The organism is Aeromonas sp. SER, from assembly GCF_038739615.1.
Classification (GTDB): Bacteria; Pseudomonadota; Gammaproteobacteria; order Enterobacterales; family Aeromonadaceae; genus Aeromonas; species Aeromonas jandaei.
In genome coordinates, this window is the sequence record NZ_JBCGFC010000002.1 from 462,178 (window position 1) to 488,432 (window position 26,255).

A 26,255-nucleotide genomic window follows, 5' to 3' on the forward strand; every position below is an offset into this window, starting at 1 on the left:
GCCCCAGGTCACTTTACACGAGGCTCACTGTGCGTCTTGATGCCCCCTTATCCCGGCTCGATCTGTTGGTCTACGGCCACTATCGCATCGTCCATGGCCTGCGCATTGCGCTCGCCTTTATGCTCACCTTTCTGCTCACCCGCCAGCTGCAACTGCCGGAGAGCACCTGGCCGCTGATCACGCTGGTGGTGGTGATGGGCCCCATCTCGTTTTGGGGCAATGTGCTCTCCCGCGCCCTGCAGCGGGTAGTGGGCACCATCTTCGGCGCCAGCTGCGGGATAGTGGCGCTCTATCTCGAGATCTACTCCCTGCCGCTCACCCTGATCTGGTGCGGTTGCATCATGTTCCTGTGCGGCTATCTGGCGCTCGGCAAGCGCCCCTATGTGGGACTGCTGATCGGCATCACCCTCGGTGTCACCATGGGAGCCCAACCGGGTGATATCCATACCGCCCTCTGGCGCAGCGGCGACGTGGTGCTGGGCTCCCTGCTGGCACTGCTCTTTTGCAGCATCTACCCCCAGCGGGCTTACAGTCACTGGCGGCTGCAGCTACACCAGATCCTGCAGCAGTCGGGACGGCTCTATCACACCCACCTCTCCCCCAACGTGCTGGAGCGGCCGCAGCTCAAACATAATCTCTCCCAGCTGCTGGCCCAGACAGGCAAACTGCGGGCCCTGCTGGCACCGGCAGCCAAGGAGACCCGCCACAGCATCGCCCTGTTTGATGCGGTGCAGGTCACCATGCGCAATACCCTCTGCACCCTTGAGATGCTGGCCAACACCTACTGGAACGATCGGGAGAGCCACTTCCTGATGCAGAGCACCCGCGAGCTGCACGAGTGCCATCAGGCGACCGAAGAGGCGATAAACCAGCTTGCCCGGATGCTGCAAACCGGCGACGGACGCGGCGCCGAGGCCGCCATCGCCCGTCTGCACGAGCTGGCAACCCGGGTCAACCTGCCCGCCAATACGGAGACGGCCATCATCGGCTATCTCTGGCTCAACGTGCAGCTGACCGAGCAGCTCACCCACCTGCGCCGCCTGCTGGGGCTGATCCTCACCGTGCCCCATCGCAAACAGCCAGCCTGAGCGCCATAAAAAACGCCCCGCAGTTGCGGGGCGTTTTGCTATCTGACTGGCCGCTTGGGCAGTCAGGGCTATAAACCTTAACTGGCATTGGCCAGCGGCTGTTCGGGGGTGAGGTAGAGGGAGAAATCCTGAATACCCGCCTGCAGGGCGGCAAAGCAGTCGGGGTCGATGGCGGTGCCCAGATTCTCCGCCATCATCTCCAGCGCCTGCGGCACGGGGATGGCACCGCGGTAAGGGCGCTTGGCGGTGATGGCATCGAAGATGTCGGCCGTGGTGATGATGCGCGTCTCAAGGGTAATCTCATCCCCTTGCAAGCCCTTGGGGTAGCCTTTGCCATCGAGCCGCTCATGGTGGGCGCCCGCTACTTGTGCCAGCTCCTCGAAGGCGCCGATGCGGCTCAGGATCTCCTCGGTGTAGGCGGCATGCATCTGCACCGCAGCCCACTCCTGCGCATCGAGCTTGCCCGGCTTGTCGAGAATGGCGTTGCTCACCCCGAGCTTGCCCACGTCATGGAGCAGAGCGCCCCGCTTGAGCCAGCGCCGACGCGGCTCGGGCAACCCCATCTGGGTGGCAAGAATGTCGGTATAGAGCGCAACCCTGCCGCTGTGACCGGCGGTGTAGGGACTTTTGGAGTCCACCACCTGCCCGAAGGCCGCTGCGATCTCGTCCAGATAATCCTCATCCAGCGCTACTTCGCCCTGTCCGGCCGGGTGGACCAGAACCCACTCGGTCAGTCGGGGATCAGTCAGCCCTTGCCAGAAAGCATCGTCCGCCAGCGCTTCAAAATCGCGAACCAGCGCCGGATCAAACCAGCTGCCGCTGCGCTCGCGCAGCTCCTTGAGCGCCGCATCCGGGCCTGCGGCTGCGTGAAACACATCCACCACCTGACAGAGCAGGGCAATGCGCGAGAAGAGCGGGATCGCCTCGCCAGCCAGTTGCAGGGGGCGACCTTTGCCATTCCAGTGTTCATCAAGGGAAAGGATGCCATCGGCTACATCATCACTGAAACGGAGCTGGCGAGCGATATCCGCCCCCCGATGACAGCGGGTCTGGATCAGTTCGTTGGCAATCTGGTCGCCGTTGCGAAAGATATGAAACAGGCTGCGAAAACGTCCCAGCAGATCCGCCTGCAGGCCGGTATGGCCCAGCACGAAGTTGACTACCTCGGAGAGGGAGCCATCTACCAGTTTGAAATCGCGTTTGAAGTGAAGATCGTCGGTGAGATAGAGCTCGCAGATGCGGGCGGCATTGCTGCTGCACCCAAGATCCTTGAGCAGGAGCGTGTAGTAGAGATCATGGCGCAGCCGGGCATCCAGTCCCAGCCGCTCCCCCAGACGGGAACCTATCCAGCAGCAGCGAATGCAATGCCCTCTTGGTTGCCCCTCGGTCATGTCGAGCGCATGACTGAGGGAACCAATCAACTCCGCCAATCGCAATCCATTCACCGTCATAGTCTACTCCCTTAGACATCATGGCGATTTTGCCAGCTGATTATGTATACCCCATCTGGTGCCGGATAGATCTGGATTCAGTTGAATTTAGGCAGCAGCCTTGCCCTGATTCGCCCGCTCTTCCAGCTCAGCGCGGCTCAGGGTAGAGACGAAGCGGCCGTCGAAATAGATATCCATCAGCTCGCCGCGCTTCTCGCCACGCATCATGCTGCTGCGACCATCCAGATAGTGCACCTCCATCTGGGCGGTATGCTCGTCGGGATAGCTGATCTCCACCTCGCGCACCCCTTGCGGCAACATGGCCAGCGGCACTTTGTGAAGAGAGGGGTCGAGGTGCTGGTTCACCTTGATCACCGGGTCAACTTTCATATCCACCACCGCCGGTGACTTGCCGGTGATGGGGTTCTTGCCAGTCCAGAATTCGATGGTATTGAAGACGAACAGGTCGGCAGTCGCCGCCAGACCATAAATCGGGGAGAGCAGCATAAAGACGCCAGCCCGGCCGTAGCGGTTATCCACTACGCTCAGATTGCCCTTGGTCACCATGCCGGATAGCCCCATCTGCCCCATGCAGCCACTCAGCCCCATGCTCGCAACCATCATCAGCAACGCGGCCGCCCGCCCCTTCTGTTGTCGTACCATCTTGTTCTTTTCCTGCTCGGTTATGAATGAGGCGGCAAGCCTAAGCAAGAGAGGAGGTGGGGACAATTCACAATGGCGGGGTGATACAGGAAGAGTTCAGATTGGGGCACTGACTGGTCAGAAGTGCATCAGTGCCCCGGTTTTATTGTGGTCGGATGAGTCACATGGCCAGACCCGAAACCGTGGCCGAGACATTATTTGCCTCGCGGCGGATCTCGCTCATCACCTCGTTGACCTCGCCTACCTGCTGCTTGCCCAGCTCGGCACTGCCCGCCACATCAGACATCTCGGCGGTTACCTTGGCTGTCAGTTCACGGTTGTTCTGCACCACCTTGGCAATCTCGTCGGTAGAGAGCGAGGTGCGTGCCGCCAGCTGGCGAACCTCGTCAGCCACCACTGCAAAGCCACGCCCCTGATCCCCGGCCCGGGCAGCTTCGATGGCCGCGTTGAGGGCGAGCAGGTTGGTCTGATCGGCAATGCTGCTGATGGTGGAGACGATCGCCTCTATGCTGCGCGACTGCTCGTTCAGCTGATTGATAAGGCCGATGCTGTGGGTCAGCTGACTGGCAATCAGGCTGGAGGTATCGACCACCGAGGCGAGCAGCCCAGCCCCGCGCTCGGCACAGCTCAGAGTCTCCCGCGCCGCATCATGGGCCAGCATGGCCGCTTCGCGCACCGCATCGCTCTTGTTGATCCGCTCCGTGATGTCGCTGGCAAACTTGATCACCTTCACCACCCGGCGGTTGTCATCCAGGATCGGGTTGTAGGTTGCCTCCAGCCACACCTTGCTGCCGTGGCTATTCTGGCGGCAGAAGAGGCCGGATTTGAACTGGCCGCGTCCAAGCTCTTCCCAGAAGTGGGGATTTTCCTGATAGAAGTGGTCATCGCAGAAGATGCGGTGGTGCTTGCCCTGCACCTGAGCCAGGGTGTAACCCATGGTGTTAAGGAAGTTGGCGTTGGCAGTGAGCACTTCTCCAGTCGGCGTGAATTCGATGACGGCCAAAGAACGATCAAGGGCCTTTACCACCGCCTGCTGGCTCAGCAGTTGCAGATGATGCTCGGTAACGTCGGCGGCAATCTTGATCACCTTGGTCACTACGCCGCGCAATTTGACGGGGAAGTAGGTGGCCTCCAGCCAGATTGGCTCGCCGCGGCGATTAAAGCGCTGAAAGACCCCGGTACGGGAACGCCCCTGCTTCAGATCAGCCCAAAACTGCTGGTAGGCGCTGCTCTGGGCATACTGCTTGTCGCAAAAGATCCTGTGATGCTGGCCCACGACCTCGGATGCGCTGAATCCCACCACGTTGAGAAAGAGATCGTTTGCGGCCAGCACGGTGCCATCAGGGCTGAAAGTGATGGTCGCGACGCTGCCATGCACTGCATCGTAAAATCCCTGTTGCTCCAGAAGCTGCTCCTGACACTGCTGCAACTCGGCTTTCAATTTGTTATTGAACATCGAAACATATCCTCCAGACAGGCACCCGCCATGGCCAAACCACATGGTGGATCAACAAGATAATGACGGCGTGTACCCTCAGCATAGCTGGCTGGGCCATCAGACTCCCTTTTGACAAGCTATTTATTGTCACCCATCACACGACGGGCTGATGGCTGACATGTCACGGCTCACCGGGCAGGTGGTTGCCACTCCATATAAGCCGGATTGGCGACAAAACCGATCCGCTCATAGAGAGGCCGGCCAGCCTCGCTGGCATGGAGCCATACCTTGCCAAACCTGCGGGCTATGGCCTCTGCCGCCATGGCATCGAGCAGTGCACTGGCTATACCCTGCTTGCGATAATCGGGCAAGGTATACATGTTGAGCAGATAGGCCTCTCTTCCCGCCAGATTGCCGGGATAGGGTGGCCGCACGAACATCGCCAGAGTCCCTGCCGCGACAACCTGTTTATCGACCTCGGCCAGCCAGGATAAAGCGGATCCGCTCAAAAATGCGTTGGTAAAATAACGTTCGGTTGCCTGTATCAGGGCGGGGTCGGCTGCGGGGTGCGGTAACTCCCCCACTTCACAGAAGAGCGCCATTCGCATGGCAACCAGCATCGGAATATCGGCCTCGGTGGCCTGACGGATCAGCATCGCAGCTCCTTGCGTCATCGGGATCCATAAAATGAGCAACCAACAGGGGGGAAAGCGTAGCTGCTGCCACATTGTGACATCCCCTTTTTGCACCAGCGATAGTAACAGAGTCGAGCATTAACCATCTGTTTTTAAACGCATAAAAAAAGACAGCCGAAGCTGTCTTTTTTATCGAAGAGGGTCTTAGTAGAAGATCCGCTCGCCACGTTCGCTCATCTTGAGCCAGACCGGCTTGGTGCTGGTTTTGTTCCAGATGCGGTGCAGATAGCTATAAAAGCGGGCGCGATCACTACGAAACAGCATCACTGGAAACGCCAGAATGCCCACCAGCAATACATAAATGCGACGAAGAATAATCTGAGTCAGAGAAAAGGGATGAAACATGATGCAACTCCTTACTGGTACGACCACTGAACAAAGATTACTCCACTATCTGTAGGATTACTACATCCTCAGCCATATTTTTTCATAAAAACGGCAAATTAGCGGGATAAATGAAATTGAGCAACGTGATTAACCAACAGTTAACACATTTGCGAAAATTGTGCGCTCTGCCACAGTTATGAGTGCGGAAACGTGCCGTATGGAGATGCGTATGAAGCTTTCAGAAGTTGCTCTACTGGTGCTGATGCTCGCCTTGACCAAGGCGCAAATCGATGAGTGGCAGCTCAATCAGGGGGATGCCATCGTGCTTGCCCGACAAGGGCCAACCACCGTGAGTCTGTGGCAGTGCGGCACACTGAAACAACAGATGGCGGATCTCACCCAATACAGTGCAGAAAGCCAGTTTCAGAATCGGGGCCAAAACGTGGACGAAGTAAATCACTATCTTGAACGGCAGTGGCGAGAAGCAGGCTGCGAACGGCTGATGCTGCAACAGAGCTACTGATAAATTCCGTTTGAGATGATTTTTTGAAAAGAAATAAGAAAGATGGAGGCACGTTCCGGAGTCGAACCGGACTAAACGGATTTGCAATCCGCTGCATAACCGCTTTGCTAACGCGCCATGCTGACAAGACTGATTGTCTTGAAAGTGATATCCATCGTTGGTGCGATGGAAAATTGGAGCGGGAAACGAGACTCGAACTCGCGACCCCGACCTTGGCAAGGTCGTGCTCTACCAACTGAGCTATTCCCGCATTACTGCTTTCGTGCCAGTTGCCTGACAACGAGGCGCATTATACGTACCCCGAGCGACAGCACAACCCTTTTTTCGCATTTAAGCGCCGCAGCCGGATCGTTTGCTCACCCTTTAGACGGGTTGCTGCAAAATCAGCCACCCAGCTGTGACCAACCAAGCGAATTTGGGATAAAGTCGTTGAAATGATTACGCTTTAGTTCGAAACTTGAGCCGCTTAATAACCGGATTCTCAATTGAAATTCACAAGATGAAATGGATCTTCAGGCTTCGTGGACTCAGGCCGCAACTAATGCTGGCTTTTTTCATGTTGGGAATGGTGCCATTCCTGGTCGTCACCCTCTTCTTCCTCTACAGCCACGGCAAGGACCTCACCACCCAGACCTCCAACCATCTGGTCTCCGTTCGCAACATCAAAAAAAGCCAGCTTGAGGATTACTTCAACAACCTCAAGGAGCAGATCACCAACTTCTCCCAGCAGGACTTTGCGGGCAACAGTATCGGTCGCTTCTACGGTTTTGCCGGTGCCTTTGAAAAACTGGGCACCACGCCTCAAGAGGCCCGTGCCCGGGCACAGGCCCGCTATGTGCCGGGCTCCTGGGATCAGCTGCAAAAGCCGGATCCCGAAGTCGAAATCGAACCCTCCATCAGTGCCCTCATTCTGGCTGACGAGATGTATGGCCGGGTGCATCAGCGCTTTCATCGCGGCTACGCCGACATGGTGCGCAAATCCAACTACAGCGACATCTTTCTGGTCGACCTCAACGGCGATGTCGTCTATTCGGTCACCAAACACCCCAACTTTGCCACCAACCTGCTCTCGGGCCCCTATCAGAGCAGTGGCCTCGGTCAGACCTTCGCCAAGATCAAGCGGCGCCTCGATGGCGGCCAGAAGCCGCAACAAATTTTCGAATTCACCGACTTTGGCCGCAACGAGCTGACCGGTCAGGTGGTCGCTTACATGGCCGCCCCCGTGATGCAGTACGACTATGTGCGCGGGGTGGTCATCTTCGAGCTGCTGCCAGACAAGCTCAACCAGATCATGGCGGAGCGGGAGGGGCTCGGAAAAACCGGCGAGACCATTCTCATCGGCCCCGACAAACGGATGCGGGCCGATGCCTGGCTGGCGCCGGAGTACAGCGTCGAGAACAGTTTCAGCCAGAATTTCCGCCTGCTGCAGACCCCTCTCGTCACCAAGACCCTCTCTGGCGAGCAAGGGGTCGGGCTGTTTCGCTCCTATCAGGATGACGATGTACTCGCCGCCTACACCCAGGTGAAAGTATTCGATACCGAGTGGGCCTTTATCGCCGAGATCTCCACCCGCGAAGCCTATGCCCCCATCCGCCAGCTGGAGACGCTGGTCATCGTGCTGGGTGCTGGCTCCCTGCTGCTGCTGATCCTCTTCTCCCGCTGGCTCTCTCACTCCATCACGGCGCCGCTGCGCTCCCTGACCGAGGCGGCCGAGCAGGTTGCCGATGGCGCGCTGGATCACCCCATCGCCATCGAGCGCACCGGCGATGACATCGACCGGCTGGCGCAGGCGTTTCGCCATATGCAGCGCTCGGTGAAGGAGAAGATCGAACTCATCGAGCAGCAGACCATAGAGCTGCAGCAGCAGGTCAAGCTGACCCACAAGCAGAATCTCAGCCTGCAGCAGGCTGACAAGCTCAAGGATGAACTGCTGGCCAATACCTCCCACGAGCTGCGCACACCTATTCACGGCATCAAGGGGATGGCCGAATCGATGCTCGCCAGCCAGCAAGATTTGACTGAAGGACAGCAGAAACAACTTGGCCTCATCATCAAGAGTGCCGACGGTCTGGCCCGTCTGGTGGACGATCTGCTCGACTACCACCAGATGCGCTACGGCCAGCTGGAGATCCACCCCCAGCCCGTCTCCTCCAAGGGGGTCATCCGGCTGGTGCTCGACCTCTGCCAGCATCTGGTACAGGCCAAACCGCTTACTCTGGTGGATATCAGCCCGGCCGAGCTGCCCCCCGTGCTGGCCGACGAACAGCGCCTCGAACAGGTGCTCTACAATCTGGTCGGCAACGCCATCAAGTACACGCCGCAGGGCAAGGTGGTGCTGAGCGCCATGGTGGAGGGCAACTTCCTGCGCATCAAGGTGACCGATACCGGCATTGGCATCTCCCCCGAGCATCTGGAGCATATCTTCGAACCGCTGGTACAGATGAGCCCGGAGGTAAGCAAGCAGGGTGCCGGCCTTGGCCTCTCCATCACTCGCCAGCTGGTGCACCTGATGGGGGGCGAGCTGAGCGTACAGAGCGAGCCGAGCGTCGGCTCCACCTTTGCCTTCACCCTGCCGCTCGCGACCGGCAAGAGCGCCCCGCTGACTCAGGGCAGCCGTCAGATTGAGCTGCAACTGGTGCGCCAGCAGCCGCTCATCCTGCCCGACTGGGAGAGCGAGGATCTGCCTCCGCCGCCCGAAGGGGCCCCCCTCATCCTGGTGGTGGACGACGAACCCATCAATCTGCACATCCTGCGTCACCTCTTGCAGCCCTGCGGCTATCGCATTCTGCCCAGCAGCGATGGCCACGATGCGTTGGCCAAGCTCACCCAGGAGCCGGTGGATCTCATCCTGCTCGATGTGATGATGCCGACCCTCTCCGGCTTCGATGTCTGCCGCCGGCTCCGGGAGCATCATCCCAAAGAGAAGCTGCCGGTGCTGCTGCTCACCGCCCTCAACCAGCCCAAGGATATCGAGGAAGGATTCAATGCCGGCGCCAACGACTATCTGGTCAAACCCTTCTGCAAAGAGGAGTTGTTCGCCCGGGTGAAAGCCTTGCTGGAGGCCAAGGCGGGGCGAGCCTCGCTGGTGGAAAACCGGCTGCTGAAACAGGAGATCGAACATCGTCTCACCCTGCAGGAGCGACTCCATCAGGATCAGATGCGCCTGCTGGCCCTGCTAGGCGAAGGGGCCGACCCCATGCTCTTTATCGATGAGCAGGGCACAGTGCTGTTCGCCTCCCGGGTACTGGCTCGCTTGCTGGGTCAGGAGCCGGAAACCATGGAGGGACAAGCTATCGACGAGTGGCTGGCCGAGCCATTGAAAGAGCAGTGGCCCGATCTGGCTGGCCAGCGGGAGCATATTGTGGAATTTCTGGTGGCAGGCCAGAAAGATGAGCTCAATGCCCGTGCCCTGCCCATCACCCTCGGGGGGCAAGCGGCCTTTGCCCTCACCTTTACCACTGAACAACGCCAGGATGAGAGCCGCATCGTGGCGCTGGAGAACGCTCTCAAAAACCTCTCCCGTCAGGCCATCATCGAAGATGAGCAACTGCTGGGCGAGCTGAGCCGGCTGGGCGGCGAATTCCGCTCGCTGGCCGACAACCTCATTCGCCAGCAGGATGACGAGCCCCTGCGCCGCGCTTTGGTGGAGACCATGCAGCTCACCCTGGATGCATGGCAGCAGGGCACCGGCAAGGGCAAAATCGTGCTGGCGGAGAAGAGCAAGCTGTGGCGCGTCTACATGGACAGATCCAGCCCGCAGACCCGCACTCTCGACAAGTACCTCAATCTGGACACCCTGCCCAAATCGCCGCGCTGGAAGACGGTCGTTGCCACCACCGAGTATGTGCTGGGCCACTGCCCGCTCAACGAGCAACAGCGCCAGCAGTTGCAACAGAGTGCCCAGACCCTGCGTCAGCTTGCCAACCGCAAGGTGTGAGCCGGCGCAGGATGCGCGCTGGCTCACACTTGGCAAACCGGTTTCTTTTTCCAGCAAAACAAAGCCCGATATACCCCCTGAAATCCGAGCCGATCCACGTCACATATTTGTCATGAACGTTGTTTTCAAGGCAACTTTTAGCGCAGAAAGAACGAACTTAACGATATGATTTACAACAGATAAAAATCCATTTTGACGAAATTGACGTAAGACTCGGGATTTTTACGAAAACAACGAAATCAACAGTTGTTGTTTTCCTGTTAACTCTGTTTTGCTAAGGGCGTTGGAAAACAAAACGACAAGGGTGCAGACACCCAACCAACAACGAGGGCCGGTCTCATCAGCATGCGAAACCGGTGCTCACACAAACAAGGCGAACCCTCGGGAATGCCAAAAAAATAAGAAAGGAAAACATATGCTTGCCAAAGTATCCAAAATCTCTACCGCTGTAATGCTGGGAACCATGATGCTTGCCGGTGCTGCCGGCAATGCCATGGCTGCCGAAAACAAGACTGTGCTGACCATGGTTGCACAGCAGGAAACCGCCTGGGTCAAGAACTTCAACCCCTTCCTGCAAGCAGGCCTGCTGCACACTACCCGTCACTTCATCTATGAACCGCTGGTGATCTTCAACGATATGCAGGGTGGTAAACCCGTCTATCGTCTGGCCACCAACTACGAGTTCAGCAAAGACCTGAAATCCGTCACCTTCGATCTGCGTGACGGCGTGAAGTGGTCAGATGGTCAGCCCTTTACCGCTGATGACATCCTGTTCTCCTTCAATCTGGTCAAAGCCAACAAGGCGCTGGATGAGCGCTCGATCTGGACCCAGATCAAGAGCGTCGAGAAGCTGGCCCCGAACAAGGTCAAGTTCGACCTGACCGAGGTCAACACCAACGTGGTGAACGATCTGGTACTGGTGCCCATCGTACCGGAGCATCAGTGGAAGTCGGTGAAAGACCCGGTTGCCTTTACCAACGACAAACCGGTCGGTACCGGCCCCTTCACCGAAGTGGAGAACTTCTCCGCCCAGCTCTACACCCAGTGCCGCAACCCGCACTACTGGGATAACGCCAACCTCTCCATCGACTGTATCCGCATGCCGCAGATGGCCACCAACGATCAGGTGCTGGCAGCTGTGATGAAAGGCGACATCGACTGGTTCGGCTCCTTCGTACCGGATATCGAACGTCTCTACGTCGGCAACGATCCGAAGAACAACAAGTACTGGTTCCCGGCTTCCGGCACCGTGGCGTTCAACGTCAACTTCCAGACCAAAAACCCGGGCAACCACGAAGCTTTCAATGACGTCAACTTCCGCCGCGCTTTCTCCATGGCGATGGATCGCCAGTCCATGGTGGATATCGCGGGCTACGGCTACCCGACTGTCAACGAATACCCGTCGGGGCTCGGCAAGGCGTTCGCCTCCTGGAACAACCCGGATGTGGACAAGAAGTACGGCAAGTTCAACAAATACGATCTGGAAGGGGCCAAGGCCCTGTTGAAGCAGGCTGGCTACAAGGACTGTGACGGCGACAAGTTCCTCGACACCCCGAGCTGCAAAAAGATCGAGTTCAAGGTACTGGTGCCAAACGGCTGGACCGACTGGGTCAACACAGTACAGATCGGCGTGGAAGGGCTGCAGGCACTGGGTCTGAATGCCAAGACAGCCACCCCGGAAGCGACCGTCTGGACCGAGAACCTCATCACTGGCGACTTTGATGTGGCGCTGCAGGGCTACTTTGCCGGTGCCAACCCGCACAAGTACTTCGAGACAGCCTTCCACTCCCGCAACATGGGTGAGCGTGGCAACCGCTTTGCGGCTCCCCGCTACAAGGATCCCGAGCTGGACAAACTGATCGACGACTTCACCCAGACCGCCGATGCAGCCAAGCAGAAGGACATCATGTTCGCGATTCAGGAGCGGGTCGGTGCCAACCAGACCATCATACCGGTCTTCAACAACCCGACCTGGTATGAGTACAGCACCAAGCGTTTCCACGGCTGGTTCAGCGCTGACAACCCGGTTGCCAAGCCGCAGCTCCACCCGGACACCCCCGAGCGTCTGTTGCACATCCTGGCACTCAAGCCAAACAGCTAAACAATCCCGGCCCCCTGCGGGGGGCCATCTTCCCCGTTGATCCCCCCTTCTACCCGCATCTGCCGGGGTTGGGGTAGCCATGCCCGACGCGGGGCGGACTTGCAGTAAAAGGTATCATCATGGGATTCATACTGAGACGCTTCTCCTTCTATCTGGTTGCCTTTCTGGTAGCCGCCACCATCAACTTCCTGTTACCCAGAGCCATGCCCGGCGATCCCGTTTCCGTGATGTTTGCCCGCGCTGGCGCCATGATGGAACCCGCCGCACTGGAAGCGCTCAAGGCCACCTTCGGCTTTGTGGACGGCCCCATCGGCACCCAGTTTCTTACCTATGTGAAGAGTGTCTTCACCTGGGATCTCGGCACCTCGGTGCGCTTCTATCCACAGCAGGTCTCGGACGTGCTGGGACGCGCCATCGGCTGGACCCTGTTTCTGGTGGGCACCTCCACCATTCTGAGTTTCTCCGTCGGATCCATCGTCGGCATCTTCGCCGCCTGGTATCGCGGCGGCCGGATGGACAGCATCCTCTCCCCGCTCACTCTGGTGATGCAGGCGATTCCGCCGGTGGTGGTTTCCCTGCTTGCCCTGTTCCTGTTCGGGGTAAGTCTTGAATGGCTGCCGATTGGCTACGCCTACAGCCCGGAGATCACGCCGGACTGGGGCTGGGAGCACATCAAGAGCATCCTGACCCACGCCATCATGCCGGTCGGCACTCTGGCCATGGTGCAGGTGGGGGGCTTTCTCATCACCATGCGCAACAACATGATCAACCTGCTGGGCGAGGATTACATCACCATGGCCAAGGCCAAGGGGCTCTCCAGCAACCGGGTGATCTTCAACTACGGCGCCCGCAACGCCATTCTGCCCAGCGTCACCGCCCTCTCCATGGCGCTCGGTTTCGTCATCGGTGGCTCTCTCATCACCGAGGTTATCTTCAACTATCCCGGCCTGGGCCTGACCCTCTATCAAGGCATTCTGGCCCGCGACTACCCGCTCATTCAGGGGCAGCTGCTCATCATGACCATCACCATGCTCAGCTTCAACTTCCTGGCCGACGTGCTCTACGTCTTCCTGGATCCCCGTCTGCGTACAGGAGGCAAATAAGATGCGTATGCCGACCATTCTCAAAATCCTGCTGGGCAACAAGAAGGCTGCCTGCGGCCTCGTCATCGTGGTTACCTTCGTGTTGATGGCGCTGTTTGCCCCCTTGCTGGCCAGCAACGAGCCTACCAAGCGGGTTGCCCGCCCCCACCAGCCGCCCAGCGCCGAGTTCGTGATGGGCACCACCCGCATGGGCCACGATATCTGGTCCCAGTTCACCAATGGCGCCCGTATCTCCTTGCTGGTGGGCTTTAGTGCAGGCCTGCTGGTCTGCACCTTGGCCGTCGCCATTGGCATCACCGCCGGCTACTTTGGCGGTCTGGTGGACGAGTGCCTCACCTTCCTGATGAACGTGGTGCTGGTGATCCCCAACCTCCCCTTGCTCTTGGTGCTGGCGAGCTTTATCGGGGAGGCGTCGCCGGCGGTCATTGCGGTGATAATAGGGTTGACCTCGTGGGCCTATGGCGCGCGGGTCATCCGCGCCCAGACTCTGGCGCTGCGCGAGAAGGAGTTCGTCATCGCCGCCGAAGTGCTGGGCGAACCGGCCTGGCGCATCATTCTGGTGGAGATCCTGCCCAACCTCATCTCCATCATCGGAGTGAGCTTTATCGGCTCCATCATCTACGCCATCGTCACCGAAGCGACCCTGGAGTTCCTCGGCCTTGGCGACCCGACCGTAGTGAGCTGGGGCATCATGCTCTACAACGCTCAGACCTCCAGCGCCATTCTGGTCGGCGCCTGGTGGGAGATCCTGGCCCCCTGCTTTGCCATCGCCACCCTGGGTGCCGGTCTGGCCCTGCTCAACTTCGCCATCGACGAGATTGCCAACCCGCAGCTGCGCTCCCACAAAGGGCTCAACCGCTGGAAAAAACTCGCCGCGCCAACCCCTTCTGCGGTATCAGCTGTACAGGAGAAGACAGCATGAACAAGCATCCCCTGCTGTCAGTACGCAACCTCTGCGTCGACTACATCACCGAAAATGGCGACGTGCGCGCCGTCAACTCGGTGAGCTTCGATATCAAACAGGGCGAGATCTTCGGTCTCGCCGGCGAATCGGGCTGCGGCAAATCCACCGTCGCCTTCTCGGTAGCCCGGCTGCACAAGCCGCCCGCCTACATCAGCGGCGGCGAGATCCTGTTCAAGGGAGAGAACATCCTCCACTACGGTGACGAGCGGCTGCGCTCCTACCGCTGGCAACAGGTGTCGGTGGTGTTCCAGTCCGCCATGAACGCCCTGAACCCGGTACTGCGGATGGAGGAGCAGTTCTGCGACGTGCTGCTGGCCCACAACCCCGGCATGACCCGCTACGAGGCGATCAAGCGCGCCCAGGAGCTGCTTACCATCGTCGATATCCACCCGAGCCGGCTCAAGGATTACCCGCACCAGTTCTCCGGTGGCATGCGCCAGCGGCTGGTGATCGCCATCGCCATGGCGCTCAACCCCGAGCTCCTGATCATGGATGAGCCGACCACGGCGCTCGATGTGGTGGTGCAGCGGGAGATCCTGCAGAAGGTCTATGCCCTGAAAGAGAAGTTCAACTTCTCCATTCTGTTCATCACCCACGATCTCTCCCTGATGGTGGAGTTCTGCGATCGCATCGGCATCATGTATGCCGGTGAACTGGTGGAGGTGGCTCCTTCCAAGGCTATCCTGACTGCGCCGCTGCACCCCTATACCAAAGGGCTCGGCAACTCCTTCCCGCCTCTGCACGGGCCGAAAAAGGTGCTGGAGGGGATCCCGGGCACGCCGCTCAACCTGCTGGAGGTGCCGGTCGGCTGCCGCTTTCAGGCCCGCTGCGGCAAGGTGCACGAGCGCTGCCGTCAGGAGTACACCAGATTGGCCGAGATCCGCCCAAGGCAACAGACCGCCTGCCATCTCTATGACGTGCAGGATGAACAACAAGATCCCCTGATCTATCTGGACAAGGCCGCTGGCTGTTAAGGATGTCTGTCATGCAAATCGCCAAAACCGATGCCCCCATCATCGAAGTCCAACACCTCTACAAGGACTTCCCCGTCAACTCCAATGCCATCAAGAGTGGCAAGATGCGGGCGCTCTCCGACATCACCTTCAACCTGCACCGGGGCCGCGCCCTGGCGGTGGTCGGGGAGTCGGGCTCCGGCAAGAGCACCATCGCCAAGATCATCGCCAAGATGTACAAGCTCAGTGCCGGGCGCATTCTCTATCGCGGTCACGATCTGGAGGAGTTCAACAAGGGCACCGCCCTGCTGGACTATCGCCAGAGCGTGCAGATGGTGTGGCAAGATCCGTTTGGTTCGCTCAACCCGACCCACACCATATACCACCACATCGCCCGCCCCCTGCTGCTGCACAGCAAGGTGATCGACAAAAGAGATCTGCCCGACATGGTCTACGCCCTGCTGGAGAAGGTCGGCCTGACCCCCGCCAAGGCGACCGCAGCCAAGTATCCGCACCAGCTCTCCGGCGGCCAGCGCCAGCGGGTCAACATCGCCCGCAATCTGGCGGTGGAGGCGGAAGTGGTATTGGCGGATGAACCCACCTCCATGCTCGACGTCTCCATTCGCATCGGCATCCTCAACCTGATGGAGCAGATGAAGGATGAACTTGGCGTCTCCATGCTCTACATCACCCACGACATCGCCACCGCTCGCTACGTGGCGGAAGATCTGGCGGTGATGTACGTGGGGCACATGGTGGAGTGGGGCGAGGTGGACGAGATCCTGCACCACCCGCAGCACCCCTATACCCAGCTGCTCATCTCGGCGGTGCCCGACCCCGAGAAGAGCATCCACGCCGAGCTTGAGGGCGGCCGCAAGGGAGAGATCCCGCTCTGGACGCCGGAATCCTGCGGTTGCCCCTTTGCCGGGCGCTGCAATCAGGCGATGCCTCGCTGCAAGGAGAGTCTGCCTGCCATCACCAGACTTGCCGACAACCACTTCGTGCGTTGCTACCTCTACGAGTGATAGTGAGCCTTAGACCGGCCGGACAGCACAGTCCGGCCATGCCTCGATACGGGGCGGCCATAGCCCCGTGATGTGCCTCACCGCCCGGCGGTGAACCACAGGAGTAATACCTTGATGGAACTCTTGATCAATCAGGTGGGCTACGAGTGCGACGGGCACAAGGTCGCCCTGCTGCAAGCCTCCCCCGCCCATGATCTCGGCGGCTACGTCAGGCTGCAACGCCTTGATGATGGCCAGATCCTGTTTGAAACCCCGCTACAAGCGGCTGGCAGCGTCCCCGGCTGGCAGGGGCGTGCTTACTGGCGCGCCGACTTCTCTGCATTCAAGGAGCCCGGCCACTATCGGCTGGAGGCGATCACTGCCCAAGGCATTGTCCGCTCGACCCGTTTTGCCATCGGCCAGGATCTGCTGGCCAGCCGCTGCCTCTCCGATGTCATTCACTACTTCAAGGGGCAGCGCGCCAGTGGCACCTTTGATCGGGCTGACCGCAGCGCCCGCCTGTTTGGCACCGACCAGCACAGAGATGTACATGGCGGCTGGTTCGATGCCAGCGGCGACATGAGCAAATACCTGAGCCACCTCTCCTACGCCAACTACCTCAACCCCCAGCAGACCCCCATGGTGGTGTGGTCCCTGCTCAAGTGCCGGGAACTGCTGGCCCCGCGCCGCGATATCGACGGAGTGAACCTCTGCAAGCGGCTCAATGACGAGGCGCTGCACGGCGCCGATTTCCTCTGCCGGATGCAGGATGAGTCGGGCTTCTTCTTCATGACCCTGTTCGACAAGTGGAGCAAGGATCCCGCCCAGCGCGAGCTGTGCGCCTATGCCACCCAGCAGGGGATCAAATCCGCCAACTGGCAGGCCGGTTTCCGCCAGGGGGGCGGCATGGCCATTGCCGCACTGGCCCGCGCTGCCCGCGAGCACATCGGCGGTGACTTCGATACCAACCATTACGCCGAGGCGGCCAAACGCGGCTACCTGCATCTGCGTGAGCACAACCTTGCCTATCTGGACGACGGGGTCGAAAACATCATCGACGACTACTGCGCCCTGCTGGCGGCGGTTGAGCTGACCCGCACCTTCGGCTCCGAATGGCTGGCCGAGGCGAGAGTCCGTGCCAGCAAGCTCTGCGCCCGTCAGCGCATCCATCCTGAGCTGGGTCACTACTGGTCTGCCAACGAGGATGGCTCGCGTCCCTACTACCACGCCGCCGAGGCGGGGCTGCCGGTGCTGGCACTGCTGGAATACCTGGGCGTAGAGCCGGATCAGGAGCACAAGGCCCGGGCACAGACCGTGGTGGAGCAGGCACTGGCCGCCGAGCTGGCACTCTGCGCACGGGCGGGTAACCCCTTCTCCCTCGCCCGCCAATATGTCAAAGGGGTGGATGAAGCGCCGCACGTCAGCTTCTTTATGCCCCACAACAACGAGTCCGGTTACTGGTGGCAGGGGGAGAATGCCCGCCTGGCCTCGCTGGCCGCTATGGCCTTTGCCGCCGCAGCACAGTTGCCCCTACAGAGCAGGTTGCTGCGCACTTTCGGTCAGCACCAGCTCGACTGGATCCTCGGGCAAAACCCCTTCAACGCCTGCATGCTGGCCGGTCACGGCATCAATAACCCCGCCTATACAGCCGGTTATCCCAATGCGCAGGGGGGCATCTGCAACGGCATCACCTCAGGGTTTGATGACGAAAATGAGGTGGCCTTTATTCCAGAGGTGTACAGGGAACGGCTGGATCAGAACTGGCGCTGGGGCGAGCAGTGGATCCCCCATGCAGCCTGGTTTGCCCTTGCCATCAGCTGGCAAAATGCCGCAGGAGGTCGCCATGATTGAGTACTGGGTCGGGGTCGATGGCGGTGGCACCCACACCCGCGCCCGCATTCGGGACCGGGCCGGCAAGCTGCTCGGCGAAGGGCGCGCCGCCGGCTCCAATCTGGAGCTGGGGATCCCTCACGCTCACGCCAATGTGCTGGCCGCCATCGCCAGCGCCCGCCTTACGGCTGGACTCGGCATAGAGTGCGAACAACAGATGGGGGTCGGGCTGGCGCTCGCCTCCGCCGAGCTGGCCGACTGCTATCACGCCCTGCTCGAGATGCCCTTCCCCTTTGCCAGCGTCAAGCTCACCTCCGATGCCTTTGGCGCCTGCCTCGGCGCCTTTGGTGGCCGGGAGGGTGCCATCCTGATCGCCGGCACCGGTTCGGTCGGGCTGGTGTATCAGAATCACCAGATCCGCACCTGCTCCGGGCGGGGCTTTCCCATTTCGGATCTCGGCAGCGGCGCCTGGCTGGGCTTACGCGCCATCCAGCAATCCCTGCTCTGCCACGACGGCATCCTGCCACCCAGCACCCTGGCCATCCGTTTGCTCGACCACTTCAAACGGGATCAGACCGAGGTAGTGCGCTGGGCTGCTCGCGCCATCCCAGCCGACTACGGCCGCTTCGCCCCCTGGGTGTTCGATGCGGCCAGCGACGGCGACGACCTCGCCAACCAGTTGCTGGATGAGACTTGCGCCCAACTCACCACCCTGCTGGAGGGAATGAAGTTGCTGGGTGCCACCGAGATCGCCCTGCTGGGAGGTATCGGCACCCGCCTCGCCCCTCGCCTTGGCGAGCTTAACCTTGTGGCCCCCAGAAGCGATGCACTCGACGGGGCCATCCTGTTTGCCCAATCAGAGGATTATCCATGTCTACACCCCTGATCCACTCCCGGGTCACCCGACGTGATGGCGAGGATGTCTGGTTTGCCTTCACCCTGTCCAACCTGCCGGCAGAGGCGTGGAAGCTGCACTTCTGTCTGGCACGCCATATCGACCCGGAATCGCTGCAAGGGGGCGAGCTTGAGCGCCAGAGCGGTAGCTACAAGGTGCTGATCCCGCAGGCTGGCAGCAACGAGATCCTGTTTTGCTGCCGCCAGACTCCCATCAAGAAGATCTCCGACATGCCGCAGGGCTTCTTCCTGAGCCTGCCCGACGCCACCACTGGCCCCCAGCTGCTGCCGGTGACCCTGGCCGCAGAGGAGCTGGGGCTGGAAAATCCGCTCACCCGCAAGCCAGACCTACCGGACGTCGAGCCGCTGCCCGGCATAGTGCCGCAGCCCGCACATCTGACACTGCAGGAGGGATATTTTCGCCTCGCCGAGCGGGCCCACGTGAGCGCCGTTCGCGATATCAGCGGCTTGCTTGGCCACTTCAACGAGCTCACATCACTGGCACTGGAGCAGGATCACGACGCCGAGATCAGGCTGGTTGAGACAGCGCTGGCCCCCGAAGCCTACCGGCTCACCATCACCGAAGAGGAGATAGTGATCGCCGCTGCGGGCGAGAGTGGCTGGCGCCACGCTCTGGTCACGCTGGCCCAGTGGTATCTGCAGCACGGCGAGAGCCTGCCCTGCCTGACGCTGGAGGACAGCCCGCGCTTTGGCTTTCGGGCCATCTTTCTCGACTGCGCCCGCCACTTTCACAGCACGGCGACCATCAAGCGACTGCTAAAGCTGATGAGCCTCTACAAGTTCAACCGCTTCCACTGGCATCTGACCGATGACGAGGGGTGGCGCCTCGAGATCAACGCCTTCCCCGAGCTCACCACGGTGGGTGCCTGGCGCGGCCATGATCTGGCCATAGATCCGCAGCTGAGCGGCGGCCCCAACCCCTACGGTGGCTACTACACCCAGAGCGAGGTGCGCGAGCTGGTGGCCTATGCCGCCGGACTTGGTATCACCATCATCCCCGAAATCGACATTCCGGGGCACTGCCACGCAGCCATCAAGGCGCTGCCGGAGCTGCTGGTGGAAGAGGCTGATCGCTCCCGCTACCGCTCGGTGCAGCACTTTGACGACAATGTGCTCAACCCCGCCCTCCCCGGCACCTACCGTTTTCTGGAAGCGGTGCTGGACGAGGTGTGCGAGCTCTTCCCTGGCCCCCAGATCCACATGGGGGGAGATGAAGTTCCAAACGGTGTCTGGACCGACAGTCCCGCCTGCCAGCAGCTGATGACCGAGCAGGGCTACGCCGACTGCCGCGAACTGCAGGGCCATCTGCTGCGCCACTGCCAGCGCTATCTGGCCGCCAGAGGCAAACAGATGATCGGCTGGGAGGAGATCCTCCATGGTGACAAGGTGAGCCGCAAAGCGGCCATCTGCGCCTGGACCAGCTTTCAGGCGGGGCTGGACGCGGCCACGGCCGGTTATCCGGTGGTGATGGCGCCCGCCCAGTTCCTCTATCTGGATCTCGCCTGGAACGCCGATATTCACGAACCCGGCCTCTACTGGGCGGGGACCCTCAATCTGGAGCAGATCTACTCATGCGACCCTGCTCCCGCCGATTTCCATGCCAGCGATAACATCCTCGGGGTGCTGAGCCCCTTGTGGTCAGAATTGATCACCTCGCGCGATCGTCTCGACTACATGTTGTTCCCGCGCATGCTGGCCACGGCCGAGGTGGCCTGGAGCGATCCCTCCCTCAAGGGGTGGGAGCACTTCGCCGCCCGGCTGCCCGGCCAGCTGCAGATCCTCGACCAGCTGCAGGTGCGCTACCGGATGCCACAGAGGTAATGTTGTCTTTACTTTGGCGGCCCTCAGGCCGCCTTTTTTCATTCAGGCCCCACCATCCCCTGATATCAGATATTCCAACCTCTGCCACGCCTTGCTCCCGGCCCTGCCGAGAAGCCACAATGACCCATCCACTCAACGGCAACAGCAGCATATCCATGTATCACCCCTCCCATGAAAAAGTGGCCAGACTCGAGGCGATTATCGCGCTTATTCCTGCAGGCAAGGTGGCCAGCTACGGTCAGGTAGCCGATCTGGCGGGTCTGCCTGGACGGGCAAGGCTGGTGGGCAAGGTGCTGCGGGAGACCGACAAGGTGCTGCCATGGCATCGGGTGCTGGGCGCTGCCGGTACCATTTCGTTGCCCAATGGGTCTGAAGGATTTGCCACCCAGGTCGGCTTGTTGCAGGAAGAGGGGGTTGCCGTGATTGGCGGGCGAGTCAGAATGCGGGATTGGCAGTGGCAGCCCGACCTGGCCGAGCTGCTGTTTTTACTGCCGTTTTGACGTTGTTCTTCACCTGAAGTGGTGATTGTTGGGCTGACGCTTACTCCAGCGGAGCCAGGATCTCGTCACTGCGTACTTGCACCGGAATAGTCTCATCTTCGCGCTGCAGCAGCACCAGCAAGCTCTGCCGGTCCACTTCCAGCACATAGGCAGCCCCTTCACGGGTCATGCAGCTCATGCCCGGCCGGATCTCGTGTATCTCCATCACCACCTCCCTGTTACAACGCTGCACTCCTTGCAGCTGGTACTCAGTATATGCTGCTCAACAAGCAAAGAGGCCCCTTGTCGGGGCCTCTTTCTCATCAGGCTTTCTTCGCCTTTGGCAAACTCTCTTGCCAGGTACCGTTATCGTAGTGAGCGGTCCAGCCGGTCGCCTTGCCGTTGACCTCGGTCATTACGTACTGCTCCTTGGTCTTGCGACTGAAGCGCACTATGGCCGGGTTGCCATCCGGATCGGTGAGCGGGGCTCCCGCCAGATACTTGTGCTTGGCCGAGATGCGATCCTTGAAGCGCTTGAGCTCCTCCACCAGCGGCGCGCGGGTCTCGCGCGATTTGGGGAAGTTGCTGGCCGCCAGGAACAGACCGGCAGCCCCGTCGCGCAGCACAAAGTGGGCATCGGACTGGGTGCACTTGAGCTCGGGCAGCGGTACCGGATCCTCTTTCGGCGGCGCGATGTCACCGTTTTTCAGGATCTTGCGGGTGTTCTTGCAGGTTTCGTTGGTACAGCCCATGTACTTGCCGAAACGGCCGTTCTTGAGCTGCATCTCGCTGCCACAGCGGTCACACTCGATGCTCGGCCCTTCGTAGCCCTTGAGCTTGAACTGACCTTTTTCAATTTCGTAGCCATCGCAATCGGGGTTGCGACCACAGACGTGCAGCTTGCGACTGTCGTCGATGATGTAGGCATCCATCGCGGTGCCGCACACGCCACAGCGGTGCTTGGCACGCAGCGCCTCGGTTTCCGCCTCTTCGCCATCGGTGGCGGAGACAAATTCGTCGGCAGAGACCAGGTTGATGGTCTTCTTGCAGCGCTCTTTCGGCGGCAGGGCATAGCCGGAGCAACCAAGGAACACACCGGTGGTGGCGGTACGGATACCCATCTTGCGGCCGCAATCCGGGCAATCGATATCGGTCAGCACCATCTGGTTGGCACGCATGCCACCCTCTTCCGGCGCCTTGTCCGCTTTCTCCAGCTCATGGGTAAACTCGGCGTAGAAGGCATCCAGCACCTTCTTCCACTCAAGGCTCCCCTCAGCGATGCCATCGAGCTTGTCTTCCATCTTGGCGGTGAACTCGTAGTTCATCAGCTCGACGAAGTTCTCAACCAGACGGTCGGTGACGATCTCGCCCATCTTCTCGGCGAAGAAACGGCGACTGTCGACCCGCACATACCCACGATCGACGATGGTGGAGATGATGGAGGCGTAGGTAGAGGGACGACCGATGCCGCGTTTTTCCAGCTCGCGCACCAGCGCTGCTTCGGTGAAGCGTGCGGGCGGCTTGGTGAAGTGCTGACGCGGATCCAGTTTGACCAGTTTCAGAACCTCGCCGACAGTCACAGCCGGCAACTGGCTGTCTTCACCCTTGCGACCCATCGGCGGCAACGCCTTGGTCCAACCGGCGAAGCGCAGGGTACGGCCACGGGCCTTGAGCTCGAACTCGCCCGCCTTGACGGTCAGGGTGGAGGAGTCGTACTGAGCCGGGGTCATCTGGCAGGCCACGAACTGACGCCAGATGAGGTCGTACAGGCGCATCGCATCCGGTTCCATCCCTTCCAGCATCTCGGCAGTCACCAGTACACTGGAGGGGCGGATCGCTTCGTGGGCCTCCTGGGCATTGGCCTTGGCGCCATACAGATTCGGCTCGGCCGGCAGGTAGGCTGCGCCATACTGCTCGCCGATATATTCCCGCACCGCGTCCACCGCCTCTTTGCTGAGGTTGGTGGAGTCGGTACGCATATAGGTGATGTAACCCGCTTCATAGAGACGCTGGGCCATCATCATGGTCTTCTTGACCCCGAAGCTCAGCCGGGTAGAGGCCGCCTGCTGCAGGGTGGAGGTGATGAAGGGCGCGGACGGCTTGGAGCCGGTCGGCTTGTCTTCCCGGTTCACTACCTTGTAGTCGACCCCTTCCAGCGCTGCGACGGCGGCAAAGGTCTCGGCCTGGGTGACCGGCTTGAAGTCGGCGCCGTTGCGGCTGACCACTTCCATCCGCAGATCAGCCTTGTCACCAGTCAGCAGGTCAGCGTTGAGATCCCAGAACTCGACCGGCACGAACGCCTTGATTTCGCGCTCTTTATCGACGATCAGACGCACCGCGACGGACTGTACCCGACCGGCAGAGAGGCCGCGAGCCAGCTTTTTCCACAGCAGCGGAGAGACCATGTAACCTACGACACGGTCGAGGAAACGACGGGCCTGCTGGGCGTTGACGCGGTCAATGTTGAGCTCGGAGGGCTGGGCAAACGCCTCCTTGATGGCGGTTTTGGTGATCTCGTTGAACACTACGCGCTTGTAGCGGCTCTCGTCGCCACCGATGATCTCGCGCAGGTGCCAAGCGATCGCTTCCCCTTCTCTATCCAAGTCGGTTGCGAGATAGATGGTGTCTGCCTTCTCGGCCAGACTTTGCAACTCGCTGACCACCTTCTCCTTGCCGGGCAAAATCTGGTAGTTGGCCTGCCAGCCCGCGGTCGGGTTGATCCCCATCCGGGCAAACAGGGCTTTGCGCTCCTTAGCTGCCTTTTCGGTTTCGCTCAACTTGATGCCGCGAATGACGGGTTTCTTGGGCTCGGTGCTGGCGCTGCCGCTGGTGGGCAGATCGCGAACATGACCCACGCTGGATTTCACCACGTAGTCCTTGCCCAGATATTTGTTGATGGTCTTGGCCTTGGCCGGAGACTCCACTATGACCAGTGATTTGCCCATGCTGTAACTATTATCCTCATTGCACCCGACGGGGTTGGTGTGCGGTTTTGTGGGGCTGTATAAGAGATTTGACGGGAAAAAGCAATCTTGTGACTCAATTTGCCTGACCAGCCCCTACCGCGCTGCTTCTTTATTTATTAATGCGAAGGGTCAGCGTCGGGTGCAACCGCTTTTTCATTTTTCTGCCATACGGCCCCTCTTTTTATATCTGAAACGACATAAAAACGTCTGCTGGTTACCGGCTTGTTACAAAAACATAAAATCTCTTTATAATGGCCCCACCCCGACGCATTGTGCGCGGAAGGAATCCGCTACCCATCATAAAAATCGAAAGGATGTACTCAATGAAGCACTTCGAGGTCAATTTCGACGGACTGGTCGGCCCGACCCACAACTACGCCGGTCTCTCCTACGGCAACGTCGCCTCCCAGAACAACGCCCAGGAAGCCTCCAACCCGAAAGAGGCGGCCAAGCAGGGGCTACGCAAGATGAAGGCGCTGACCGAGCTCGGCATGACCCAGGGGGTTCTGGCGCCACAAGAGCGCCCCGATCTTGCCACCCTGCGCCGCCTCGGCTTTACCGGCAGCGATGCCCGGGTGCTGGAGCAGGCCGCCAAACAGGCTCCTGCCGTACTGGCCGCCTGCTATTCGGCCTCCAGCATGTGGACTGCCAACGCCGCCACCGTCTCCCCGAGTGCCGATACTCAGGATGGCCGCATTCACTTTACCCCCGCCAACCTGACCAACAAGTTTCACCGCTCACTCGAGCCGGATGTCACTGGCCGGATCCTGCGTGCCGTGTTCAATAACGAACGCCACTTCAGCCACCACCTTCACCTGCCGGAGAACGATCACTTCGGCGATGAGGGGGCAGCCAACCACACCCGGCTCTGCCGCGCCTATGGCGAAGCGGGAGTCGAGCTGTTCGTCTATGGTCGCAGCGCCTTTGATCTCTCCCGCCCGGCACCAAAGCGCTATCCGGCCCGCCAGACTCTGGAAGCGAGTCAGGCCATCGCCCGCCTGCATGGTCTTGATGAGGAGAGCGTGGTCTTTATCCAGCAAAATCCGGAGGTGATCGATCAGGGGGTATTCCACAACGACGTGATCGCGGTGGGTAACCAGAACGTGCTCTTCTTCCACCAGCAGGCATTTCTCAACACCAAACAGGCGCTGGCCGAGGTGCAGACCAAGTTTGGCGAAGGGGAGCTGCACTTTATCGAGGTGCCGACCACTGAAGTATCGGTGCTGGATGCGGTGAAGTCCTATCTGTTCAACACCCAGATCCTCACCCTGCCCAATGGCGAAATGGCGATCATCGCCCCCACCGAGTGCCGCGACAATCCGGCGGTGTCGGCGTACCTGAACAAGCTGCTGACCATGAACACACCGATCAAGGCCGTTCACTACATGGACGTCAAGCAGAGCATGCGTAATGGCGGCGGCCCCGCCTGTCTGCGGCTACGGGTCGCCATGAACGATGCCGAACTCGCGGCGGTCAATCAGGCCTGCCTGATCAACGACAGCCAGTTCGCCCGCCTCGATGGCTGGGTCGATCGCCACTATCGTGACCGCCTGACCCTGGACGATCTGCGTGATCCGACCCTGGTGCAGGAGTCTCGCAGCGCACTGGACGAACTGACCCAGATCCTGAAACTGGGGTCCATCTACCCGTTCCAGCGCTAATCATCGCACCAGAGATCAAGCTCAATTCAGCAAAAGACCGCCATGTCAGGCGGTCTTTTTGTCTGTCCCTCAACAAATGCTGAATTTTTCGACCTGAGCCAGCAACGGGACTGCATAGAAAAGCAGCGCACAACTTGCTGATAAGTCTGAATTTTGAGCACGATGTATCAAAAAATCGACGAACAGTCATTTTTTGCTGCCAGAAACGCTTCAAGGGGTTCACAAAGAGCGAAGATCTGTTAGTATGCGCCTCGCACTTGGGGAGGGGTTCCCGAGCGGCCAAAGGGATCAGACTGTAAATCTGACGGCTCTGCCTTCGAAGGTTCGAATCCTTCTCCCTCCACCATTCAAGTGCAA

The 26,255-nt window shown here is 60.0% G+C and carries 20 protein-coding genes and 3 tRNA genes; 14 read left to right on the top strand and 9 right to left on the bottom strand.

Translation table 11 applies throughout. The features are described from left to right. The first annotated feature begins 29 nt into the window (after positions 1–29). Complete coding sequence (locus tag AAHA41_RS05020) at positions 30–1,088, top strand: FUSC family protein (RefSeq protein ID WP_033113665.1); 1,059 nt, start codon at positions 30–32, stop codon at positions 1,086–1,088. A gap of 77 nt (positions 1,089–1,165) precedes the next feature. Here the strand turns inward: AAHA41_RS05020 and AAHA41_RS05025 are convergent, their stop codons facing one another. From AAHA41_RS05025 to AAHA41_RS05045, 5 genes are all read right to left on the bottom strand, one after another. After that, the gene (locus AAHA41_RS05025) at positions 1,166–2,539 is read right to left on the bottom strand and encodes an HD domain-containing phosphohydrolase (protein WP_323070382.1); all 1,374 of its coding nucleotides are present in this window, start codon (positions 2,537–2,539) and stop codon (positions 1,166–1,168) included. An 87-nt stretch (positions 2,540–2,626) separates the two neighbouring features. Next, entirely contained in the window at positions 2,627–3,181 is a 555-nt protein-coding gene (locus AAHA41_RS05030; RefSeq protein WP_321150364.1) for a DUF3332 domain-containing protein, read from the bottom strand. Between the two features lie 160 nt (positions 3,182–3,341). After that, the gene (locus tag AAHA41_RS05035) at positions 3,342–4,637 is read right to left on the bottom strand and encodes a PAS domain-containing methyl-accepting chemotaxis protein (protein WP_139396410.1); all 1,296 of its coding nucleotides are present in this window, start codon (positions 4,635–4,637) and stop codon (positions 3,342–3,344) included. A gap of 170 nt (positions 4,638–4,807) precedes the next feature. Then, on the bottom strand, positions 4,808–5,275 hold the full coding sequence (locus AAHA41_RS05040; protein WP_203975370.1) for a GNAT family N-acetyltransferase: 468 nt from the start codon (positions 5,273–5,275) through the stop codon (positions 4,808–4,810). A 183-nt stretch (positions 5,276–5,458) separates the two neighbouring features. Next, on the bottom strand, positions 5,459–5,659 hold the full coding sequence (locus AAHA41_RS05045; RefSeq protein WP_005334863.1) for a YbfA family protein: 201 nt from the start codon (positions 5,657–5,659) through the stop codon (positions 5,459–5,461). A 211-nt stretch (positions 5,660–5,870) separates the two neighbouring features. Here AAHA41_RS05045 and AAHA41_RS05050 point away from each other — a divergent pair, with 211 nt between their 5' ends. Further along, positions 5,871–6,164, top strand: a complete 294-nt coding sequence (locus tag AAHA41_RS05050) for a hypothetical protein (protein WP_042029394.1) — start codon at positions 5,871–5,873, stop codon at positions 6,162–6,164. Between the two features lie 43 nt (positions 6,165–6,207). Here the strand turns inward: AAHA41_RS05050 and AAHA41_RS05055 are convergent. Next, a tRNA-Cys gene (locus AAHA41_RS05055) sits at positions 6,208–6,281 on the bottom strand. A 57-nt stretch (positions 6,282–6,338) separates the two neighbouring features. Further along, positions 6,339–6,414: transfer RNA gene (locus tag AAHA41_RS05060), tRNA-Gly, on the bottom strand. Positions 6,415–6,663: 249 nt separating this feature from the next. On the opposite strand from AAHA41_RS05060, the gene AAHA41_RS05065 reads away from it, so the two are divergent. From AAHA41_RS05065 to AAHA41_RS05110, 10 genes are all read left to right on the top strand, one after another. Beyond that, positions 6,664–10,101 carry an ATP-binding protein gene (locus tag AAHA41_RS05065; protein WP_279011817.1) on the top strand — a complete coding sequence of 1,146 codons (3,438 nt, stop codon included), beginning with the start codon at positions 6,664–6,666 and terminating at the stop codon, positions 10,099–10,101. Between the two features lie 415 nt (positions 10,102–10,516). Next, positions 10,517–12,202: an ABC transporter substrate-binding protein gene (locus AAHA41_RS05070; protein ID WP_041208961.1), complete on the top strand. Its 1,686-nt coding sequence runs from the start codon at positions 10,517–10,519 to the stop codon at positions 12,200–12,202. Between the two features lie 119 nt (positions 12,203–12,321). Then, entirely contained in the window at positions 12,322–13,305 is a 984-nt protein-coding gene (locus tag AAHA41_RS05075; protein WP_033115357.1) for an ABC transporter permease, read from the top strand. Position 13,306: 1 nt separating this feature from the next. Next, positions 13,307–14,227 (top strand): ABC transporter permease, encoded by a 921-nt coding sequence (locus AAHA41_RS05080; RefSeq protein ID WP_041208962.1) that lies wholly within the window; start codon positions 13,307–13,309, stop codon positions 14,225–14,227. After that, the gene (locus AAHA41_RS05085; protein ID WP_323070381.1) at positions 14,224–15,243 is read left to right on the top strand and encodes an ABC transporter ATP-binding protein; all 1,020 of its coding nucleotides are present in this window, start codon (positions 14,224–14,226) and stop codon (positions 15,241–15,243) included. Before AAHA41_RS05080 ends, AAHA41_RS05085 begins: the two co-directional genes overlap by 4 nt. An 11-nt stretch (positions 15,244–15,254) precedes the next feature. Next, positions 15,255–16,247 (top strand): ABC transporter ATP-binding protein, encoded by a 993-nt coding sequence (locus AAHA41_RS05090; RefSeq protein ID WP_043851339.1) that lies wholly within the window; start codon positions 15,255–15,257, stop codon positions 16,245–16,247. Positions 16,248–16,361: 114 nt separating this feature from the next. Further along, the gene (locus tag AAHA41_RS05095; RefSeq protein ID WP_323070380.1) at positions 16,362–18,077 is read left to right on the top strand and encodes a glycoside hydrolase family 9 protein; all 1,716 of its coding nucleotides are present in this window, start codon (positions 16,362–16,364) and stop codon (positions 18,075–18,077) included. Beyond that, complete coding sequence (locus tag AAHA41_RS05100) at positions 18,070–18,942, top strand: BadF/BadG/BcrA/BcrD ATPase family protein (RefSeq protein ID WP_209296939.1); 873 nt, start codon at positions 18,070–18,072, stop codon at positions 18,940–18,942. The genes AAHA41_RS05095 and AAHA41_RS05100 overlap by 8 nt, the downstream gene beginning before the upstream one ends. Next, on the top strand, positions 18,927–20,792 hold the full coding sequence (locus AAHA41_RS05105) for a beta-N-acetylhexosaminidase (protein ID WP_323070379.1): 1,866 nt from the start codon (positions 18,927–18,929) through the stop codon (positions 20,790–20,792). The genes AAHA41_RS05100 and AAHA41_RS05105 overlap by 16 nt, the downstream gene beginning before the upstream one ends. A 155-nt stretch (positions 20,793–20,947) precedes the next feature. Further along, the gene (locus AAHA41_RS05110) at positions 20,948–21,292 is read left to right on the top strand and encodes an MGMT family protein (protein ID WP_323070386.1); all 345 of its coding nucleotides are present in this window, start codon (positions 20,948–20,950) and stop codon (positions 21,290–21,292) included. 40 nt (positions 21,293–21,332) lie between these two features. Here the strand turns inward: AAHA41_RS05110 and AAHA41_RS05115 are convergent, their stop codons facing one another. Both AAHA41_RS05115 and topA read right to left on the bottom strand, forming a co-directional pair. After that, positions 21,333–21,497: a hypothetical protein gene (locus AAHA41_RS05115; protein WP_165791285.1), complete on the bottom strand. Its 165-nt coding sequence runs from the start codon at positions 21,495–21,497 to the stop codon at positions 21,333–21,335. Between the two features lie 97 nt (positions 21,498–21,594). Then, positions 21,595–24,216 (bottom strand): type I DNA topoisomerase, encoded by a 2,622-nt coding sequence (gene topA, locus AAHA41_RS05120; RefSeq protein WP_323062376.1) that lies wholly within the window; start codon positions 24,214–24,216, stop codon positions 21,595–21,597. Positions 24,217–24,560: 344 nt separating this feature from the next. Here topA and astB point away from each other — a divergent pair, with 344 nt between their 5' ends. Beyond that, positions 24,561–25,898 (top strand): N-succinylarginine dihydrolase, encoded by a 1,338-nt coding sequence (astB, locus tag AAHA41_RS05125; protein WP_323070378.1) that lies wholly within the window; start codon positions 24,561–24,563, stop codon positions 25,896–25,898. Positions 25,899–26,159: 261 nt separating this feature from the next. After that, positions 26,160–26,244: transfer RNA gene (locus AAHA41_RS05130), tRNA-Tyr, on the top strand. Positions 26,245–26,255: the final 11 nt, after the last annotated feature.

Excerpts from the sequence above, each read along its gene's own strand:
- AAHA41_RS05045 (WP_005334863.1), bottom strand. The coding sequence starts at position 5,659 with ATGTTTCATCCCTTTTCTCTGACTCAGATTATTCTTCGTCGCATTTAT.
- astB (WP_323070378.1), top strand. The coding sequence starts at position 24,561 with ATGAAGCACTTCGAGGTCAATTTCGACGGACTGGTCGGCCCGACCCAC.
- AAHA41_RS05030 (WP_321150364.1), bottom strand. The coding sequence starts at position 3,181 with ATGGTACGACAACAGAAGGGGCGGGCGGCCGCGTTGCTGATGATGGTT.
- AAHA41_RS05050 (WP_042029394.1), top strand. The coding sequence starts at position 5,871 with ATGAAGCTTTCAGAAGTTGCTCTACTGGTGCTGATGCTCGCCTTGACC.
- AAHA41_RS05040 (WP_203975370.1), bottom strand. The coding sequence starts at position 5,275 with ATGCTGATCCGTCAGGCCACCGAGGCCGATATTCCGATGCTGGTTGCC.
- AAHA41_RS05095 (WP_323070380.1), top strand. The coding sequence starts at position 16,362 with ATGGAACTCTTGATCAATCAGGTGGGCTACGAGTGCGACGGGCACAAG.
- AAHA41_RS05085 (WP_323070381.1), top strand. The coding sequence starts at position 14,224 with ATGAACAAGCATCCCCTGCTGTCAGTACGCAACCTCTGCGTCGACTAC.
- AAHA41_RS05065 (WP_279011817.1), top strand. The coding sequence starts at position 6,664 with ATGAAATGGATCTTCAGGCTTCGTGGACTCAGGCCGCAACTAATGCTG.
- AAHA41_RS05070 (WP_041208961.1), top strand. The coding sequence starts at position 10,517 with ATGCTTGCCAAAGTATCCAAAATCTCTACCGCTGTAATGCTGGGAACC.
- AAHA41_RS05115 (WP_165791285.1), bottom strand. The coding sequence starts at position 21,497 with ATGGAGATACACGAGATCCGGCCGGGCATGAGCTGCATGACCCGTGAA.
- AAHA41_RS05080 (WP_041208962.1), top strand. The coding sequence starts at position 13,307 with ATGCGTATGCCGACCATTCTCAAAATCCTGCTGGGCAACAAGAAGGCT.
- AAHA41_RS05075 (WP_033115357.1), top strand. The coding sequence starts at position 12,322 with ATGGGATTCATACTGAGACGCTTCTCCTTCTATCTGGTTGCCTTTCTG.
- AAHA41_RS05035 (WP_139396410.1), bottom strand. The coding sequence starts at position 4,637 with ATGTTCAATAACAAATTGAAAGCCGAGTTGCAGCAGTGTCAGGAGCAG.
- AAHA41_RS05110 (WP_323070386.1), top strand. The coding sequence starts at position 20,948 with ATGTATCACCCCTCCCATGAAAAAGTGGCCAGACTCGAGGCGATTATC.
- AAHA41_RS05100 (WP_209296939.1), top strand. The coding sequence starts at position 18,070 with ATGATTGAGTACTGGGTCGGGGTCGATGGCGGTGGCACCCACACCCGC.
- AAHA41_RS05025 (WP_323070382.1), bottom strand. The coding sequence starts at position 2,539 with ATGACGGTGAATGGATTGCGATTGGCGGAGTTGATTGGTTCCCTCAGT.
- AAHA41_RS05090 (WP_043851339.1), top strand. The coding sequence starts at position 15,255 with ATGCAAATCGCCAAAACCGATGCCCCCATCATCGAAGTCCAACACCTC.
- AAHA41_RS05105 (WP_323070379.1), top strand. The coding sequence starts at position 18,927 with ATGTCTACACCCCTGATCCACTCCCGGGTCACCCGACGTGATGGCGAG.
- topA (WP_323062376.1), bottom strand. The coding sequence starts at position 24,216 with ATGGGCAAATCACTGGTCATAGTGGAGTCTCCGGCCAAGGCCAAGACC.